The 14,285-nt window shown below is 73.2% G+C and carries 11 protein-coding genes and 1 pseudogene; 5 read left to right on the top strand and 7 right to left on the bottom strand.

Features of this window, described 5'->3' with window-relative positions; genetic code table 11:
* Positions 1-379, bottom strand: a pseudogene (locus tag AB0J39_RS32020) (hypothetical protein); the annotation flags it as partial.
* Positions 380-591: 212 nt separating this feature from the next.
* Here AB0J39_RS32020 and dxr point away from each other — a divergent pair.
* Positions 592-1,779, top strand: a complete 1,188-nt coding sequence (gene dxr, locus AB0J39_RS32015; protein WP_363471609.1) for a 1-deoxy-D-xylulose-5-phosphate reductoisomerase — start codon at positions 592-594, stop codon at positions 1,777-1,779.
* A gap of 51 nt (positions 1,780-1,830) precedes the next feature.
* Here the strand turns inward: dxr and AB0J39_RS32010 are convergent, their stop codons facing one another.
* Entirely contained in the window at positions 1,831-2,964 is a 1,134-nt protein-coding gene (locus tag AB0J39_RS32010; RefSeq protein ID WP_363471607.1) for a lytic polysaccharide monooxygenase, read from the bottom strand.
* Between the two features lie 335 nt (positions 2,965-3,299).
* On the opposite strand from AB0J39_RS32010, the gene ispG reads away from it, so the two are divergent.
* From ispG to AB0J39_RS31995, 3 genes are all read left to right on the top strand, one after another.
* Positions 3,300-4,466, top strand: a complete 1,167-nt coding sequence (gene ispG / locus AB0J39_RS32005; protein ID WP_363471605.1) for a flavodoxin-dependent (E)-4-hydroxy-3-methylbut-2-enyl-diphosphate synthase — start codon at positions 3,300-3,302, stop codon at positions 4,464-4,466.
* Between the two features lie 127 nt (positions 4,467-4,593).
* Positions 4,594-6,234: an alpha/beta hydrolase gene (locus AB0J39_RS32000; RefSeq protein ID WP_363471604.1), complete on the top strand. Its 1,641-nt coding sequence runs from the start codon at positions 4,594-4,596 to the stop codon at positions 6,232-6,234.
* A gap of 56 nt (positions 6,235-6,290) precedes the next feature.
* Entirely contained in the window at positions 6,291-7,133 is an 843-nt protein-coding gene (locus AB0J39_RS31995) for a GNAT family N-acetyltransferase (protein ID WP_363471610.1), read from the top strand.
* A gap of 23 nt (positions 7,134-7,156) precedes the next feature.
* On the opposite strand, the gene AB0J39_RS31990 is transcribed toward AB0J39_RS31995, so the two are convergent.
* The 4 genes from AB0J39_RS31990 to AB0J39_RS31975 all read right to left on the bottom strand — a co-directional run bounded on the left by AB0J39_RS31990 (position 7,157) and on the right by AB0J39_RS31975 (position 10,731).
* Complete coding sequence (locus AB0J39_RS31990) at positions 7,157-7,561, bottom strand: DUF3037 domain-containing protein (protein ID WP_363471603.1); 405 nt, start codon at positions 7,559-7,561, stop codon at positions 7,157-7,159.
* Entirely contained in the window at positions 7,558-8,418 is an 861-nt protein-coding gene (locus tag AB0J39_RS31985) for a HipA family kinase (protein ID WP_363471602.1), read from the bottom strand. Before AB0J39_RS31985 ends, AB0J39_RS31990 begins: the two co-directional genes overlap by 4 nt.
* A gap of 75 nt (positions 8,419-8,493) precedes the next feature.
* On the bottom strand, positions 8,494-9,816 hold the full coding sequence (locus AB0J39_RS31980) for an alkyl sulfatase dimerization domain-containing protein (protein WP_363471601.1): 1,323 nt from the start codon (positions 9,814-9,816) through the stop codon (positions 8,494-8,496).
* Between the two features lie 48 nt (positions 9,817-9,864).
* The gene (locus tag AB0J39_RS31975; RefSeq protein ID WP_363471600.1) at positions 9,865-10,731 is read right to left on the bottom strand and encodes a helix-turn-helix transcriptional regulator; all 867 of its coding nucleotides are present in this window, start codon (positions 10,729-10,731) and stop codon (positions 9,865-9,867) included.
* 182 nt (positions 10,732-10,913) lie between these two features.
* On the opposite strand from AB0J39_RS31975, the gene AB0J39_RS31970 reads away from it, so the two are divergent.
* Positions 10,914-11,774: an SDR family oxidoreductase gene (locus tag AB0J39_RS31970; RefSeq protein WP_363471598.1), complete on the top strand. Its 861-nt coding sequence runs from the start codon at positions 10,914-10,916 to the stop codon at positions 11,772-11,774.
* Positions 11,775-11,819: 45 nt separating this feature from the next.
* Here AB0J39_RS31970 and AB0J39_RS31965 read toward each other — a convergent pair.
* On the bottom strand, positions 11,820-14,285 hold a 2,466-nt coding region (locus AB0J39_RS31965; RefSeq protein ID WP_363471596.1), incomplete at its 5' end, for a LuxR C-terminal-related transcriptional regulator.

Genomic DNA, 14,285 nt, shown 5'->3' with positions numbered 1-14,285 from the left:
TCGCCGTGGGCGCCGTGGCGCCGGACGGGGTGGAGGAGACGGGCACGGTGGGAGAGATCGGCACGGTGGGGGAGACGACGACGGGCCGTGTCCCGGTGCCGTCGGCGGAGGCGGTGGCGGAGGCGGCCGCGGCGAAGTGCCGGTCGCCGGCGCCGGGCGCGTCCAGCGGCTCGGCGGCCTCCATCCTGGCGGCGGTCCAGAACTTCTTGACCGTGCGCTGCTCCGTCGTCGTGTCGGCGGCCTCGTGGACGGCGGGCCGGGGGCCGGCGGCGGCCCGGGTCACGGTCGCCGCGGCGCCGTGCGCGGCGGGGAGCATCGCCCCCGCGGCCGCGAGGGCGGGGACGGCGAGAACCGCGAGACGTCGTGCGGTGGGGTGCATGCCTACCTCCGGGTCGGGATGTCCTGACGCGGGAAAGTAGCGACGCCTTCACCCGGATTTCCCACAATTCGTCTATACGGTTATGGGCAAATTCGGTCTTATATGTGCTGTTTTCTCCTGAGTATCGGCCGTCTCGTACCGGGCCCGCGTCAGGACGCTTCGGAGGCCCGTGCTGATGCGAGCCCGCGGTGCGGCTTGGGGACAATGGAGAGATGAGCTCCGAATCACTGCCGCAGCCCCGGTCCGTCGTCGTGCTGGGGTCCACCGGATCCATCGGCACCCAGGCTCTCGACGTCGTCGCCGACGCTCCCGGACGGTTCCGCGTGACCGCACTCGCCGCGGGCGGCGGCCGGGTCGACCTGCTGGCGAGGCAGGCGGCCGGCTTCGGGGTCGAGGCGGTGGCGGTCGCCGACCCGTCGGCCGTGCCGGCGCTGCGCGAGGCCCTCGCGGCGGCCGGGGCGCGGCCGAGGGTGCTGGCGGGCCCGGAGGGGGTGGCGGAGGTCGCGGCCTCGCCCTGCGACGTCGTGCTCAACGGCATCACCGGGGCGTTGGGGCTGACCTCCACGCTGGCGGCGCTGGAGGCGGGCCGGGTGCTCGCACTGGCCAACAAGGAGTCGCTGATCGTGGGCGGCCCGCTGGTCAAGCGCCTGGCCGGGCCGGGACGGATGATCCCGGTGGACTCCGAGCACTCCGCGCTCGCCCAGTGCCTGTGGGCGGCCGGGCCCGATGGGGCCGACCCCGCGGCCGTACGGCGGCTGGTGGTGACGGCGAGCGGCGGCCCGTTCCGGGGCAGGAAGCGGGCCGAGCTGACGGACGTGACGCCGGAGATGGCGCTGAACCACCCGACCTGGAGCATGGGCCCGGTCATCACGGTGAACTCGGCGACGCTCGTCAACAAGGGCCTGGAGGTGATCGAGGCCCATCTGCTGTTCGACATCGGGTTCGACCGGATCGAGGTGGTGGTCCACCCGCAGTCGATCATCCACTCGATGGTGGAGTTCACCGACGGCTCGACGGTCGCGCAGGCGAGCCCGCCCGACATGCGGCTGCCGATCTCGCTCGCCCTGGCCTATCCCGAGCGGGTGCCCGGCGCGGCCCGGCCGGTCGACTGGACCACCGCCCACACCTGGACCTTCGAACCGCTCGACGACGAGGCGTTCCCGTCGGTCGCGCTGGCCCGTCACGTGGGCGCCCTGGGCGGCACGGCGCCGGCGGTCTACAACGCGGCCAACGAGGTGTGCGTGGAGGCGTTCCTGAAGGGCGCCCTGCCGTTCCTCGGCATCGTGGACACGGTGGAACGCGTGGTGGCCGCCCACACCCCCGGGCCGGCGGCGTCCGTGGAGGAGGTCCTCGCGGCGGACGCCTGGGCGAGGGCGCGGGCGGCCGAGCTGACGGTCTAGATCACCCCTGGCGCGACCCGGGTCAGGCGGGCCGCGCCACGGGCGGGCGGGTCAGGCCGTCGAGCAGGTCAGCGAGGGGGTGCCGCTGCTCGACCCGTTGGCCAGGAAGCCGAACGTGGTCGAGGCGCCGGCGCCCAGGCTGCCGTTGTAGTTCACGTTCTGCACGCTGACGTTGCTGCCGGACTGGCTGAGCGTGCCGTTCCAGACCTGCGTGATCGTGCCGCCGCTCGGCTGGGTCCAGCTCACCGTCCAGCTGCCGATGGACGAGGACCCTGCCTTCACCGTCACCTCACCCTGGAAGCCGCCGCCCCAGGAGTTGGTGACCTTGTAGGTGGCCGAGCAGGCGCCGCCGTTGCCGGAGGTCGGGCTCGCCGAGGGGCTGACCCTCGGGCTCGGCGAGGTGTTCGGCGAGGTGCCGGGGGACGGGGAGACGGGCGGGGTGGGGCTCGGGCTGGTGTTCGGGATGCCGACGCCGGTCACCTCGCCGTTGCCGCCGTCGAAGACGACGTCGGAGCAGCTGTAGAACGTCTCGTTGCTGTCCGAGCGCTGCCACACGGTGTAGATGATGTGGCGGCCGCTCTTACCGGAAGGCAGGCGGGCGTTCCAGTAGTAGTGGCCGTCCTCGGTGCCCACAGAGCCGAGGCTCGGCGGGTTGGTGACGCTGTCGAACGGCGTCGACTCCAGGTCGCTCCAGGCCAGCGGGCGGGTCGGGCTCCAGGAGTCCTTGGTGACGTACGAGCGGAACGTGCCGGGGTGCGCGGCCCACTTGTTGTACTTGAACTGGATGGTCGCTCCGGACGTCAGGTGGGTGACCGGCCAGTCGTTGCGGGCGAGGTCGAAACCGCTGAAGTCGTAGACGACCGCGCCGCCGCTGCACAGCTGCCCGTCCGGGATGAAGCCGGACATCCGGCCCGCGCCGTCCGAGCGGAGCACGGCGAACCAGTTGTACAGCGCGTTGGTCCCGCCCTTGGCGACCGCGGCCGCGCAGGCGGGGTTCTTCGGCTGGATGGCTCCGCTCGAAGTCGTGCCGTCCTTCCAGCACAGGTAGGTGCGGCTGCCGGGCACCATCGGGGCGCCGTGCGCGGACGCCGGGGAGGCGAGCACGACGGCGGACACGAGGGCGGACAGTGCGGCGACGATCAGTCCGATCGTCGTCTTCGTTACTCTTCTTCGTGGTCTACCCACGGGCTACCCTTTCGCGTGGTCATGGCTGCCGCACTCGTGGTGCAGCACGGCACCGCCGACGGCGCGAGCACGTCGGCCCGGGGGACAGCCTTTGACACAAACCGGCCAGATGGTGCGAGAGCGCTCACGCTGTTCGGACTGTAGGTCGGCCCCCGCCGTCTGCCCACCCCGCATGCGGGCACGGTGGCGATTGGCGCAGGTCGTGCCGGTTTCTTCCGCGACGGGTCATGAAACCTTCATTCCTCGTGAAAGGTTTCGGGCCGTCCTGCCTCACGACACTCCTTAGACTGGGAGGGCCCCCCACCGGGCGTCGCCTATCACAACAAGGTGCAGAAATGTCTGTTGATCTCGGGATCCCCGCCGTACGGACGCAGCCGATCGCCAAGCGGCGGGTGTCGCGTCAGATCATGGTCGGCTCGGTCCCCGTCGGCGGGGACGCGCCGGTCTCGGTGCAGTCCATGACCACCACGTTGACCGCCGACGTCAACGCCACCCTCCAGCAGATCGCCGAGCTCACCGCGACGGGCTGCCAGATCGTGCGTGTCGCGGTCCCGTCGCAGGACGACGCCGACGCGCTGCCGGCCATCGCGAGGAAATCCAAGATCCCCGTCATCGCCGACATCCATTTCCAGCCCAAATACGTGTTCGCGGCGATCGACGCCGGATGCGCCGCGGTCCGGGTGAACCCGGGGAACATCAAGAAGTTCGACGACAAGGTCGGCGAGATCGCGCGCGCCGCCTCCGACGCCGGTGTGCCGATCAGGATCGGCGTCAACGCCGGCTCTCTCGACCCGCGCCTGCTGCAGAAGTACGGCAAGGCCACCCCCGAGGCGCTGGTGGAGTCGGCGCTGTGGGAGTGCTCCCTGTTCGAGGAGCACGGCTTCCGCGACATCAAGATCTCGGTCAAGCACAACGACCCGGTCGTCATGATCCAGGCCTACCGGCTGCTCGCCCAGCGCTGCGACTACCCCCTGCACCTCGGCGTGACCGAGGCGGGGCCGGCGTTCCAGGGCACGATCAAGTCCGCGGGGGCCTTCGGCGCGCTGCTGGCCGAGGGCATCGGCGACACCATCCGGGTGTCGCTGTCGGCGCCTCCGGTCGAGGAGGTCAAGGTCGGGACCCAGATCCTCGAGTCGCTGGGCCTGCGCGAGCGCGGCCTGGAGATCGTCTCCTGCCCCTCCTGCGGCCGTGCCCAGGTGGATGTGTACACCCTGGCCGAGCAGGTGCAGGCGGGGCTGACCGGGCTCAAGGTCCCGCTGCGCGTGGCCGTCATGGGCTGTGTCGTCAACGGCCCCGGCGAGGCCCGGGAGGCCGACCTCGGCGTCGCCTCCGGCAACGGCAAGGGCCAGATCTTCGTGAAGGGCGAGGTCATCAAGACCGTCCCCGAGTCGCAGATCGTCGAGACCCTCATCGAGGAGGCCCTGCGCCTGGCCGAGGAGATGGGCGTCGAGGTGGACCTCGGCGAGGACGAGGCCGTCGGCCCGGAGGTCGTCGTCCGCTGACCTCGGGCGGGTTACATCAAGCAATGCTCTGACTACACAATGGCAATGATCGGGTAGTACGGTCCGTGCTCCGCCGATCACGCGGCGAAGCTGTCCTCTGCCGTAAAGGGAGCAGAGGAGCGTGCCGGTGAAGCGGGTCGTTGGTGTGGTCATGGGCGTGGCGGTGCTGGTCGCCGGGCTGGTCGGACCTGAGGCGGCGGCTGGATCCGACCATGCCGGGCACTGGGGGCCGCCGCAGCGTCCGCTGGAGTGGAAGCCGTGTCCGCCGGAGCCCGGGCCGGCCTCCGGCGGCGCCCTCGCCCCGGCCCGGTCCGCCCGCCGGGAGCCCGCGCAGGAGTGCGCGGAGCTGCGTGTCCCGCTCGACTACCGCGAGCCGTACGGCCAGCAGATCTCGCTGGCGCTCAACCGGATCAAGGGCACCGCCTCGCGTGACGGCAACCACCTCGGCGCGCTGCTGGTGAACCCCGGCGGGCCGGGCGGCGAGGGGCTCAGCCTGGCCCGGTTCGTCGCGGCCCGGCTGCCCCGGGACGTCGCCGCGCGGTTCGACGTCATCGGCTTCGCGCCGCGCGGCGTCGCCCCCAGCAAGCCCGCGCTCTCGTGTGTCGACGTGGCCCGCTTCTACGCGCCGCCCCGGCCGGACAACGTGCCGAGGAACGACGCCGAGGAGCAGGTGCTGATCGGCCGGGCCAAGCAGTACGCCGAGGGCTGCGGCAACCGCGGGGCCTGGTTCCTGCCGTACCTGACCACGGAGAACAGCGCGCGGGACATGGACGCCGTGCGCGCGGCGCTGGGCGAGGAGAAGATCAGCTACCTCGGCTACTCCTACGGCACCTACCTGGGGGCGGTCTACGCCACCCTGTTCCCGCAGCGGGTGCGCCGGCTCGTGCTCGACAGCGTGGTCGACCCCGACGGGGTCTGGTACGAGGCCAACATCGCCCAGGACCACAGCTTCGACCGGCGGCACCGCGACTTCCTCGCCTGGGTGGCCGAGCACAGCGACGTCTACAAGCTGGGCGCGACGCAGGCGGCGGTGTCCTTCGCGTGGTACTCCATGCGCTCACGGCTGCGCGACAGGCCCGCGGGCGGGATCGTGGGCCCGAGCGAACTGGACGACGTCTTCTCCAACGGCGCCTACAGCGACCGCCTCTGGCCGTACCTGGGCGCCGCCTTCTCGGCCTACGTCCGCGACGGCGATTCCTCGGTCCTGGTGAAACTGTTCCGCCTGGAGGCCGAGATCGACGCCGAGGAGGAGAACGCCTACGCGGTCTACCTGGGGGTCGAATGCCGGGACGCCGCCTGGCCCCGGTCGTGGGAGCGCTGGCGCGCCGACACGCGCCGGGCGCACGCCGAGGCGCCGTTCATGGCCTGGCCCAACGCCGTCTACAACGCGCCCTGCGCCTTCTGGCCGGAGAAGGGCGGCACGCCGGTCAAGGTGGGCACCCCGCACCTGCCGCCCGTCCTGCTGATCCAGGCCGAGCGCGACGCCGCCACGCCGTACGAGGGCGCGCTGCGCATGCGCCGCCTGTTCCCGACCGCGCGCCTGCTGACCGCGGGCGGCGGCAACCACGGCGTGTCGCTCGCGGGAAACGCGTGCGTGGACCGGCACCTGGCGGCCTACCTGCGCGACGCGGCGCTGCTGCCGCAGCGCAAGGGCAAGCGGGGCGCCGACGCGGCCTGCCCGGCCGGGCCGGAGCCGCGGGCCGCGCTGATGAAGGTCGCGGAGGGCGCGCAGGGGACGCCCGCCCACGTGTCGGCCGTACGGCGGTGAGCGCAGCCGGGCCGATACCTCCCAAACGGGAATCGTTCGCGTAGGCTGGCCCCGTGATGCTGCGAACATCGGCGTCGCGCGTGCTCGACGACAGCGATCGTGACGAGGTGCTGGCGCTCCTCGACACCGATCCGGTCGCCAATGTGTTCGTAGCGGCCCGGGTCAGGGCCGTCGGCCTCAGCCCTTCACGGCTCGGCGGTCAGATGTGGGGCTACGGCCCGCGCGGCGGGCTCGTGTCCGTGTGCTACGCGGGCGCCAACCTGGTGCCCGTGAACGCCACCCGCGAGGCGGTACACGCATTCGCCGACCGGGCGCGCAAGCAGGGCCGCCGCTGCTCGTCCATCGTCGGTCCGGCCGGCGCCGTGGAGCAGCTCTGGGAGCGGCTGGAGCCGCACTGGGGTGGCGCCCGCGCGATCCGGTGGGCCCAGCCGGTCATGGCCACGAGCTCCGCGCCCGCCGTCGAACCGGACCCGCTCGTACGCAGGGTCCGGCCCGAGGAGTTCGGCATCCTGCTGCCCGCCTGCGTGGCCATGTTCACCGAGGAGGTGGGCGTCTCGCCGGACAACGGGGACGGCGGCGCGCTCTACCGGTCCAGGGTCGCCGAACTCATCCGCATCGGGCGGTCCTACGCGCGGATCGACGACGGCCAGGTGGTCTTCAAGGCCGAGATCGGCGCGGTGACGCCGCAAGCGTGCCAGATCCAGGGCGTGTGGGTCCATCCCGACCTGCGCGGACGCGGCCACGCTGCCGCCGGGATGGCCGCCGTGGTCGAGCAGGCGCTGAAGTACTTCGCCCCGGTCGTCACCCTCTACGTGAACGACTTCAACCTCCCGGCCAGGGCGGTCTACCGCAAGGTGGGCTTCCAGGAGGTCGACACGTTCATGTCCGTGCTGTTCTAGCCGGCTGTTTCTAGCCGGCTGTCCTATCCGGCGCCGAGGCCGGCCTGTGCGGGTCGCACCAGCCGGGTCAGCAGGTGGTCCAGCTCGGCCACGGGGTCGCCGGTCAGCCCGGCGTGCACCGGCCCGGTCTGGACGACCGTGCTGCGCGGCGCGGTGAGCCAGCGGAACCGGGCGCCCAGCGGCTCCCCGCCCAGCGGCCCCGCCTCCTCGCCGCACGCCCGCTCGTAGGCGGCCAGGGCCAGCCGTACGCCGGGCAGGTCCACCGCCGCGCCCAGCGCCAGCAGCCGGGCCTCGTCCAGCTCGACGCGCGCGCACAGGTAGCCGCGCGGCTGGCAGTAGAGGATGACCCCGGCGTTGACCAGCTCGCCCCGCTCCACGCTGGGCACCACGCGGATCACCGCGTACTCGTAGACGTCCAGGCCGCTCATCGGCCGCCCTCCCGGGTGGCGCGCCAGAAGCCGCCGATCGTCGCGCCCCGCTCGCCGCGGCGCTGCGAGGCGGTGGCGGTGCCGGCAGCGGTGCCGGCAGCGGTGCCGGCAGCGGGATCCGGCAGCCAGTCGCGCGGCCCCGCGACCCGCGCGAGCAGATGCTCGGTGTAGGCCTGCCGTACGGCCCGCGCGTCCGCGAAGCCCGGCTCGTCCTCCAGCCACTCGTCCGGCACGAGCGCGGTCACCTCGTCGAGCAGCGGACGGGTGACGAGCCCGGCAAGGTCCGCGTCGGCCTGCTCCAGCTTCGTCGCGAACGGCGCGAGCACGTGGTCACGGCCGTCGAACCGGCGCCGCGGGTCGGCCGTCGGCCAGTTGTGGTGGAACCACAGAGCCGCGCCGTGGTCGATGAGCCACACCCCGCCGTGCCAGACGAGCAGGTTCGGGTTGCGCCAGCTCCGGTCGACGTTGTGGACGAGCGCGTCGAACCACAGCACCCGGGAGGCGAACTCGGCGTCGGGCTCCCAGGCGAGCGGGTCGAAGCCGAGCGCTCCGGGCAGGAAGTCGATCGCGAGGTTGTGCCCGGCGCTCGCCGTGAGCAGGTCCTGGATCTCCTCGTCGGGCTCGCGGAGGCCGAGCTGCGGGTCGACGTCGATGACCTTGAGATCCGGGGTGGCGAAGCCGAGCCGCCTGGCGAGTTCGGCGCAGACGATCTCGGCGACGAGCACCCGCCTGCCCTGTCCGGCGCCGCGGAACTTCACGACGTACGTGCCGAGGTCGTCGGCTTCGACGACACCGGGCAGCGACCCGCCCTCGCGCAGGGGCGCGACGTACCGCGTCGCCGTGATCTGTTCGAGCACGAGAGGAAGGTTACCGTCAGGGCCGGCGGACGCTCCCCTCCCCGCGCCCGCCGGCCGTCGTGACGGACAAGCTCCTCAGTTGGCCTTGCTCGGCAGCCACCACATGCGGCCCTCGGCGACGTCGTGGTAGACGTCGAGCAGGTCCATGCCGGTGGTCTTGCTGCGTGACTCGGCCGCGGCCCACGCGTACACCCCCCGGGCTATCGCGCCGGGCTCCTGCTGGACCCGCATCGCGTAGACGAGGGCCCTGATCTCGTGCACCCTCCGGTCCTCCGGCTCCGCCTGGGCGGCGAGCTCGGCGAGCTGACAGGCCAGGCGCAGGTCGCCGTCGGCCGCCGCGGCGACGGCCCGCCCCGCGACCGACGCCGCTCCCGCGGACAGCTCGGCGACCGCGCGGGCGAACACGGCGTCCGGGGCCGGCTTGAGGTTGGCGGGGTTGCCGTCATGCCAGCCGCCGTGCAGCCGCCAGATGTTGCGCACGATGAACTCAGGTTCGTCGTGACGTTCGCGCAGGTAGGGCCGTCCCGCGAGCGCGGCGGGCGGCTTGACCGTGTGCAGGATCTCGTCCAGGCGGGCGCCCGCGTTCATCAGGTCGAGCGTCTGCTCCACCAGGCTGTCGAGATAGTCGGCGGTGTCGGTGAGCGCCCGGCGCACCCGGGCGGACCCGCTCACGGGCAGCCCACGCCCGGGGAGCAGCAGGTCGGCGTCGAGCGTCGCCATGGTGCGCAGCGCCACCGCCCAGTCGTCCGGGTAGCGCTGCACCCGCTGCGGGTCGCCCGCCCCGGGAACCGTCCAGGCGAACAGGTCGCCGGTCAGCAGCACGCCACGCTCGGGCAGGAACGCCCAGGTGGCGTCCTCGGTGTCACCGCGGGCGTGCGTGAGCTCGAAGGAGACGTCTCCCAGCGAAAGCGACAGCCGGTCGCGGTAGGTCAGGTCGGGCAGCCGCTGCGGCGGCGGCCAGACCAGCCGGGGGAAGCCCCGCTCGCGCAGGTCGACGACCGCGTTGTAGCCGGCCGTCCTGGCCTGCCGGGTGAGCCTGCGGGCCAGCCCCTCCTGCGCCACGACCAGCGGGCGGGTGCCCGGTTCGGCGTCGAACTCCTCGATGCCGCTCAGCCTCTCGGCGCGGCTGCGCGAGAAGATCGCGTATTTGAGCGGCTCGACCGACCACTTCCTGATCGCGCGGTACGACTGCGGGGCCTCATGTGCGTCGCCGGTGTCGAAGAGGCCCAGCCCTTCCTCGCCGCGGACCACGTACACGTTGCCGCACGCCGGCCACATCGCCACGCCGTAGGCGATCTCCTGCACCCCGTCTCGGCGCAGCTCGGCATAGGGCACGTCCTCCGGGCGCACCGAACCACGCCAGACCTCGTCGGCGTACGAGAGGATCGGTGATTCCATGGTCAAGAGCCTGATCCTCCGGGCGGACGGTGCCCAGTAGGGAGATCCCTAATGTCCGCGCCGGCCCGCCGGGGTCTCCGCGTTCCAGCTCGCGAGAAGGTCCAGGGCGCGTTTCGAGGACGAGCCGGGTTCGGCGGTGTAGACGAAGAGCGTCGTGTCCGGGTCTCCGGGCAGGGAGAGGGTCTCGTACTCGACGGTCAGCTCGCCGACGAGAGGGTGCCGCAGACGCTTGGAGCCGTGGGTGCGCTGGTGGACGCGGTGCTGCTCCCACCAGTGGGCGAACTCACGGCTGTGCTCGCGCAGGTCTGTGATGAGTGCGACGGTGGCCTGGTCGTCCGGGTCGCGGCCCGCGTCGAGCCGAAGGCTCTCGACCGCGGCGCGCGCCTGGACGTCCCAGTCCACGAACAGCGACCGGGCGCCGTCGTCGAGGAACATCCATCGCGCGTAGTTGCGCTGCCGGGGCGGCAGCCGGTCGAAGTCCGTGAACAGCGCTTTCGCCATCGCGTTGGCGGCGAGCACGTCGGTGCGGCGGCCGAGGACGAGGGCTGGCTCGCCGTCGAGGGCGTCGAGGAGCTGGTAGAGCCCGGGGCGCACACGCTGGACGCCGCGGGCCCGGTGCCGGACGGGGGCCGCGGTCATCCCGATGAGGTCGTGCAGATGCGCGCGTCCGGCGTCGTCGAGCCCGAGGGCGCGTCCGACGGCCTCGACGACGGACGGCGAGGGGGTGATGCGCCGGCCCTGTTCCAGGCGTGCGTAGTAGTCGGTCGAGACTCCGGCCAGGAAGGCGACCTCCTCGCGGCGCAGGCCCGGGACCCGTCGCACGCGGCCGTCGGAGGGCAGGCCGGCCCGTGCCGGGTCGACCTGGCTGCGGGCACGTCTCAGGAAGTCGGCGAGTTCACGGTTGGTTCCGGTCACGAATCCAGTCTCTCGTCCGCCGCGCGTTCCTGACTGGTCCTGTGCGTCCTAGGTTTCCCGGTGCGCGGTCGCGCCGGGCCCGATATGGACGTCCGCGGCGGATCGCGGTGGATGAAGCTGGAGCCGTGCCGGTCCCGGGGGCTTCCCGGCCGGCGCCACTTGCGACCTCCGAAAGGATCACCATGAGCTTCCCGGCGGATCGACCGGCTACGTGGTTCGTGACCGGCACCTCCCGCGGCCTCGGCCTCGAACTGGTCAGGCGGCTACTGGAGCGCGGCGACCAGGTCGCCGCGACGACGCGGTCGCCGGAGCGGCTGCTCGCCGCACTCGGTGACGGGACCGGGACCTCGCGCCTCCTCCCGCTCACCGTCGACCTGCGTGACGAGGCGGCGGTCAGGCGTGCGGTCCGGGAGACCACCGGGCGCTTCGGCGGCCTGGACGTCGTCGTCAACAACGCGGGCTACGGTTTCCTGGCCGCGGTGGAGGAGACCAGCGACCGCGAGGTCCGCGACATGCTCGACGTCCAGGTCGTGGGCGTGTGGAACGTGCTGCGCGCCGCCCTGCCGATCCTCCGCGAGCAACGCGGCGGTCACATCGTCAACGTGTCCTCGATCCTGGGCCTGACCGCTGTCGCGGGCTGGGCTCTCTACTGCGCCGGGAAGTTCGCGCTGGAGGGGCTGAGCGAGGCGCTCGCCGCCGAGGTGGCGGACTTCGGCGTCCAGGTCACCATCGTCGAGCCCGGCTACTTCCGCACCGAGTTCCTCACCCCGGACTCCATCGCCCTGCCTGCCGAGACGACCGCGCACTACCCGGCCATCCGTGAGATGACCCTCGACCACCTCAAGTTGCAGGGCAGCCAGCTCGGCGACCCGGTCAAGGGCGCCCGCGCGATCATCGACCGGGTCCTGGCCGGGGAAGGCCCGCTGCGGCAGCTGCTCGGTTCGGACGCCCACTCCTACGCCGTGGCCAAGGTCGAGGCCCTGCGGGCGAATGTCGAGGCCGCCGCCCTCAGCGCCCCGGCCACCGACTTCCCCGCCGCCTGACGCCCGTAATCGCCCCGGGGGACACGCAGGTGGACAGGGGACTCGTCACAGCTCGCCGCGTTCGACGGCCAGGGCGAGCTCGACACGCGACCGCAGGCCGGTCTTCGCGTACACGCGGGTGAGATAGACCTCCACGGTCTTGCGGCTGTAGTGCAGCTCCTCGGCGATCTGGGGGTTGCTCAGCCCGTCGGCGACCAGTTCGATGACGCGGCGCTCGCCGGGGGTGAGGTGACCCGCCGGTTCGGGGACCAGCCCGGCCGCACGCAGGCGGCGCTCCGACAGGGCCGCCCAGGGCGCGGCGCCGAGCCGGGTGAAGATCGCATGCGCGCGGGGGAGCTGCGCGGTGTCGCCGAGCGCGCCGAGGACCAGCCGGGCCCGGGCCTCCTCGAACGGCAGGCCGTCCGCGCGGGACTGCTCCAGCGCCGCGCCCGCCCGCGCGCGGTCGCGGAACGCCCAGCCCACCGCCAGGTCGGCGGCGAGCCGGGCCCGGGGCGTGCCGTTGGCCGACCGCTCCTCCAGCCGGGAGGCCGCCGCCCGGCAGCCCGCGTCGTCGCCCGCTCCTCCCGCCACCAGCACCTTGATCGCCAGAGCCCGGTGCACCACCTCGGGCACGTCGCACGCGAGGGCGTCGTCGAGCTCGCGCCGCGCGGCGGCGATGTCGCCGCGGGCGGCCGCCAGGCGGGCGTGGAACACGCACCGCATGCCCTGCTGCAGGGCCGAGCCGGGCGGCGGCTCGGCGAGGACCCGGGCGGCCTCGTCGAGCCTGCCCTGGTCGAGCAGGATGTCCAGTTCCATGTTGCGCAGGAGGGCCAGGTTCTCCAGCAGGCCCGCCTCGGCCAGGGCCCGGGCCGCGACCGCGATCTCCTCCAGCGCCCGGGCCCACTCGCCGCTCATCCGCCGGATCACGGCCATGGTCCGCACGTGCTGCCCGGCGATGTCGTGCCAGCCGAGGCCGCGGTGGATCTGCTCGGCCTGGTCGAGCACGTCGACGGCGCGCGAGCGCAGCCCGGCGATCGCCAGCACGTGCGCCGCCGACTCCAGCGACGCGAGCCGGGCGCCCGGCGGCAGCGCGGCGGCGAAGGTGAGCAGGTCGTCGACCGCTCGCCGCGTCTCGGTCCAGTCGCCCTGGACGAGCGCGTGGATGGCCAGATAGCCGACCGTGATCGCGCGGTCCTGCGGCGGGCAGTCGGCCAGGCCCTCCCAGGCCCTCCGGGCGGACTCCCGGCTGGGACGGCCCATCTCCGCGCTGATCACCGCCTGCTGCGCGAGCAGCGCCGAGGCGTCGTCGGCCTTAGGGATCTGGCGGCGGGCCACGTCGAGGGCCACCTCGTACCAGCCCATCACGTGGGCCGCGCCGACCGCGGTGTACGCCGCACGGGTGTGGCGGCGGCCGGGGGGCAGGACGGCGAGCGCCCGCTGCGCGGAGTTCAGCGCCAGCGCGGGCCGCGATCCCTTCCAGTACGCGAGCGCCTGCCTGGCCAGCAGCTCACCGGGCTGCGGGGACAGCTCGGCGGCCTTGCCGTACCAGTGCGCGGCCGACAGCGGCGCGGTCCAGCGGGTCAGTTCGGCGGCCCGCAGCACCGCGGGCAGGACCTCGACGGCCGGGCCCGCCTCGGCCTTGTGGGTGGCCCACTCCAGGACCCGCCTGGTGCCGGTCAGCCCCTCCCGTTCGAGCATGTCGGCGATGCGGCGGTGCACCTCACGCCGGCCGGACGCGCCGAGGTCGTCGTAGAGCGCCTCGGCCACGAGCGGGTGGGCCAGTGCGTAGCCGTCGCCGTTCTCCGTGACCACGCCATCCCTGACCAGCGCGTCGAGAGCGCGTTCCGCCCGGGGCGGGTCGAGCCCGGCGAGTTCGGCGAGCGCCGTGAGGCCGGCAGTCTCCCTCGTGCGCGACAGCGCGGCCAGCACGCGGGCGAGGTCGCGTCCGCCCCGGTCCCGCTGGAACAGCCGGCTCAGGATCGCGCCGCGCCGCGCCCCCGGGTCGGCCGAGCGCACCGCACCGCCCTGCACCAGGGCCAGCACGGCCTCCTGCACGAACCACGGGTTGCCCCGGCTCGCGACGTGGATACGCCGCAGGACGGTGTCGCTCGGCGTACGGCCGAGCAGCGTGCCGACCAGGTCCGCGATCTCGGCCATGGTGAGCGGCTGGAGCCGGACGGACAGGTCCACGTCGAGCGGGGGAGGGTGGCGGGCGGTGCCGAGGATCGCGACGGCGTCGTGACGGCGTGGCAGGGCCCGCAGCACGCTCAGCGTGTCGGCGTCGGCCAGGTGCAGGTCGTCGATGGCGAGGAGGGTCGGACCGGGCAGCGACTCCAGCAGCCGGGCGGCCATCGCGCCGGGCGCGGCGGCGGGGTGTCCGAGCGCGGCATGGTCGATCGCGTCGAGCAGGTCGGACAGCACGTCGGCAGCCTCTCCGCGCAGCGCCCCGAGCGCCTCGACGAGGGGGGCGTAGGCGCGCCCGCCGTCCAGCTCGCGGGCCTGGCCGCGCAGCACGTGGTAGCCCTTGAGCCG

It is taken from the genome of Microbispora sp. NPDC049633, from assembly GCF_040675265.1.
Classification (GTDB): Bacteria; Actinomycetota; Actinomycetes; order Streptosporangiales; family Streptosporangiaceae; genus Microbispora; species Microbispora maris.
The sequence above is the reverse complement of the archived record's forward strand: the minus strand, read 5'-3'. Positions and strand labels throughout refer to the sequence as shown.

What these genes read in the sequence shown, in the direction of transcription:
- dxr (WP_363471609.1), top strand. Translation starts at nt 592, where the DNA reads ATGAGCTCCGAATCACTGCCGCAGCCCCGGTCCGTCGTCGTGCTGGGG.
- ispG (WP_363471605.1), top strand. Translation starts at nt 3,300, where the DNA reads ATGTCTGTTGATCTCGGGATCCCCGCCGTACGGACGCAGCCGATCGCC.
- AB0J39_RS31995 (WP_363471610.1), top strand. Translation starts at nt 6,291, where the DNA reads ATGCTGCGAACATCGGCGTCGCGCGTGCTCGACGACAGCGATCGTGAC.
- AB0J39_RS31990 (WP_363471603.1), bottom strand. Translation starts at nt 7,561, where the DNA reads ATGAGCGGCCTGGACGTCTACGAGTACGCGGTGATCCGCGTGGTGCCC.
- AB0J39_RS31980 (WP_363471601.1), bottom strand. Translation starts at nt 9,816, where the DNA reads ATGGAATCACCGATCCTCTCGTACGCCGACGAGGTCTGGCGTGGTTCG.
- AB0J39_RS31970 (WP_363471598.1), top strand. Translation starts at nt 10,914, where the DNA reads ATGAGCTTCCCGGCGGATCGACCGGCTACGTGGTTCGTGACCGGCACC.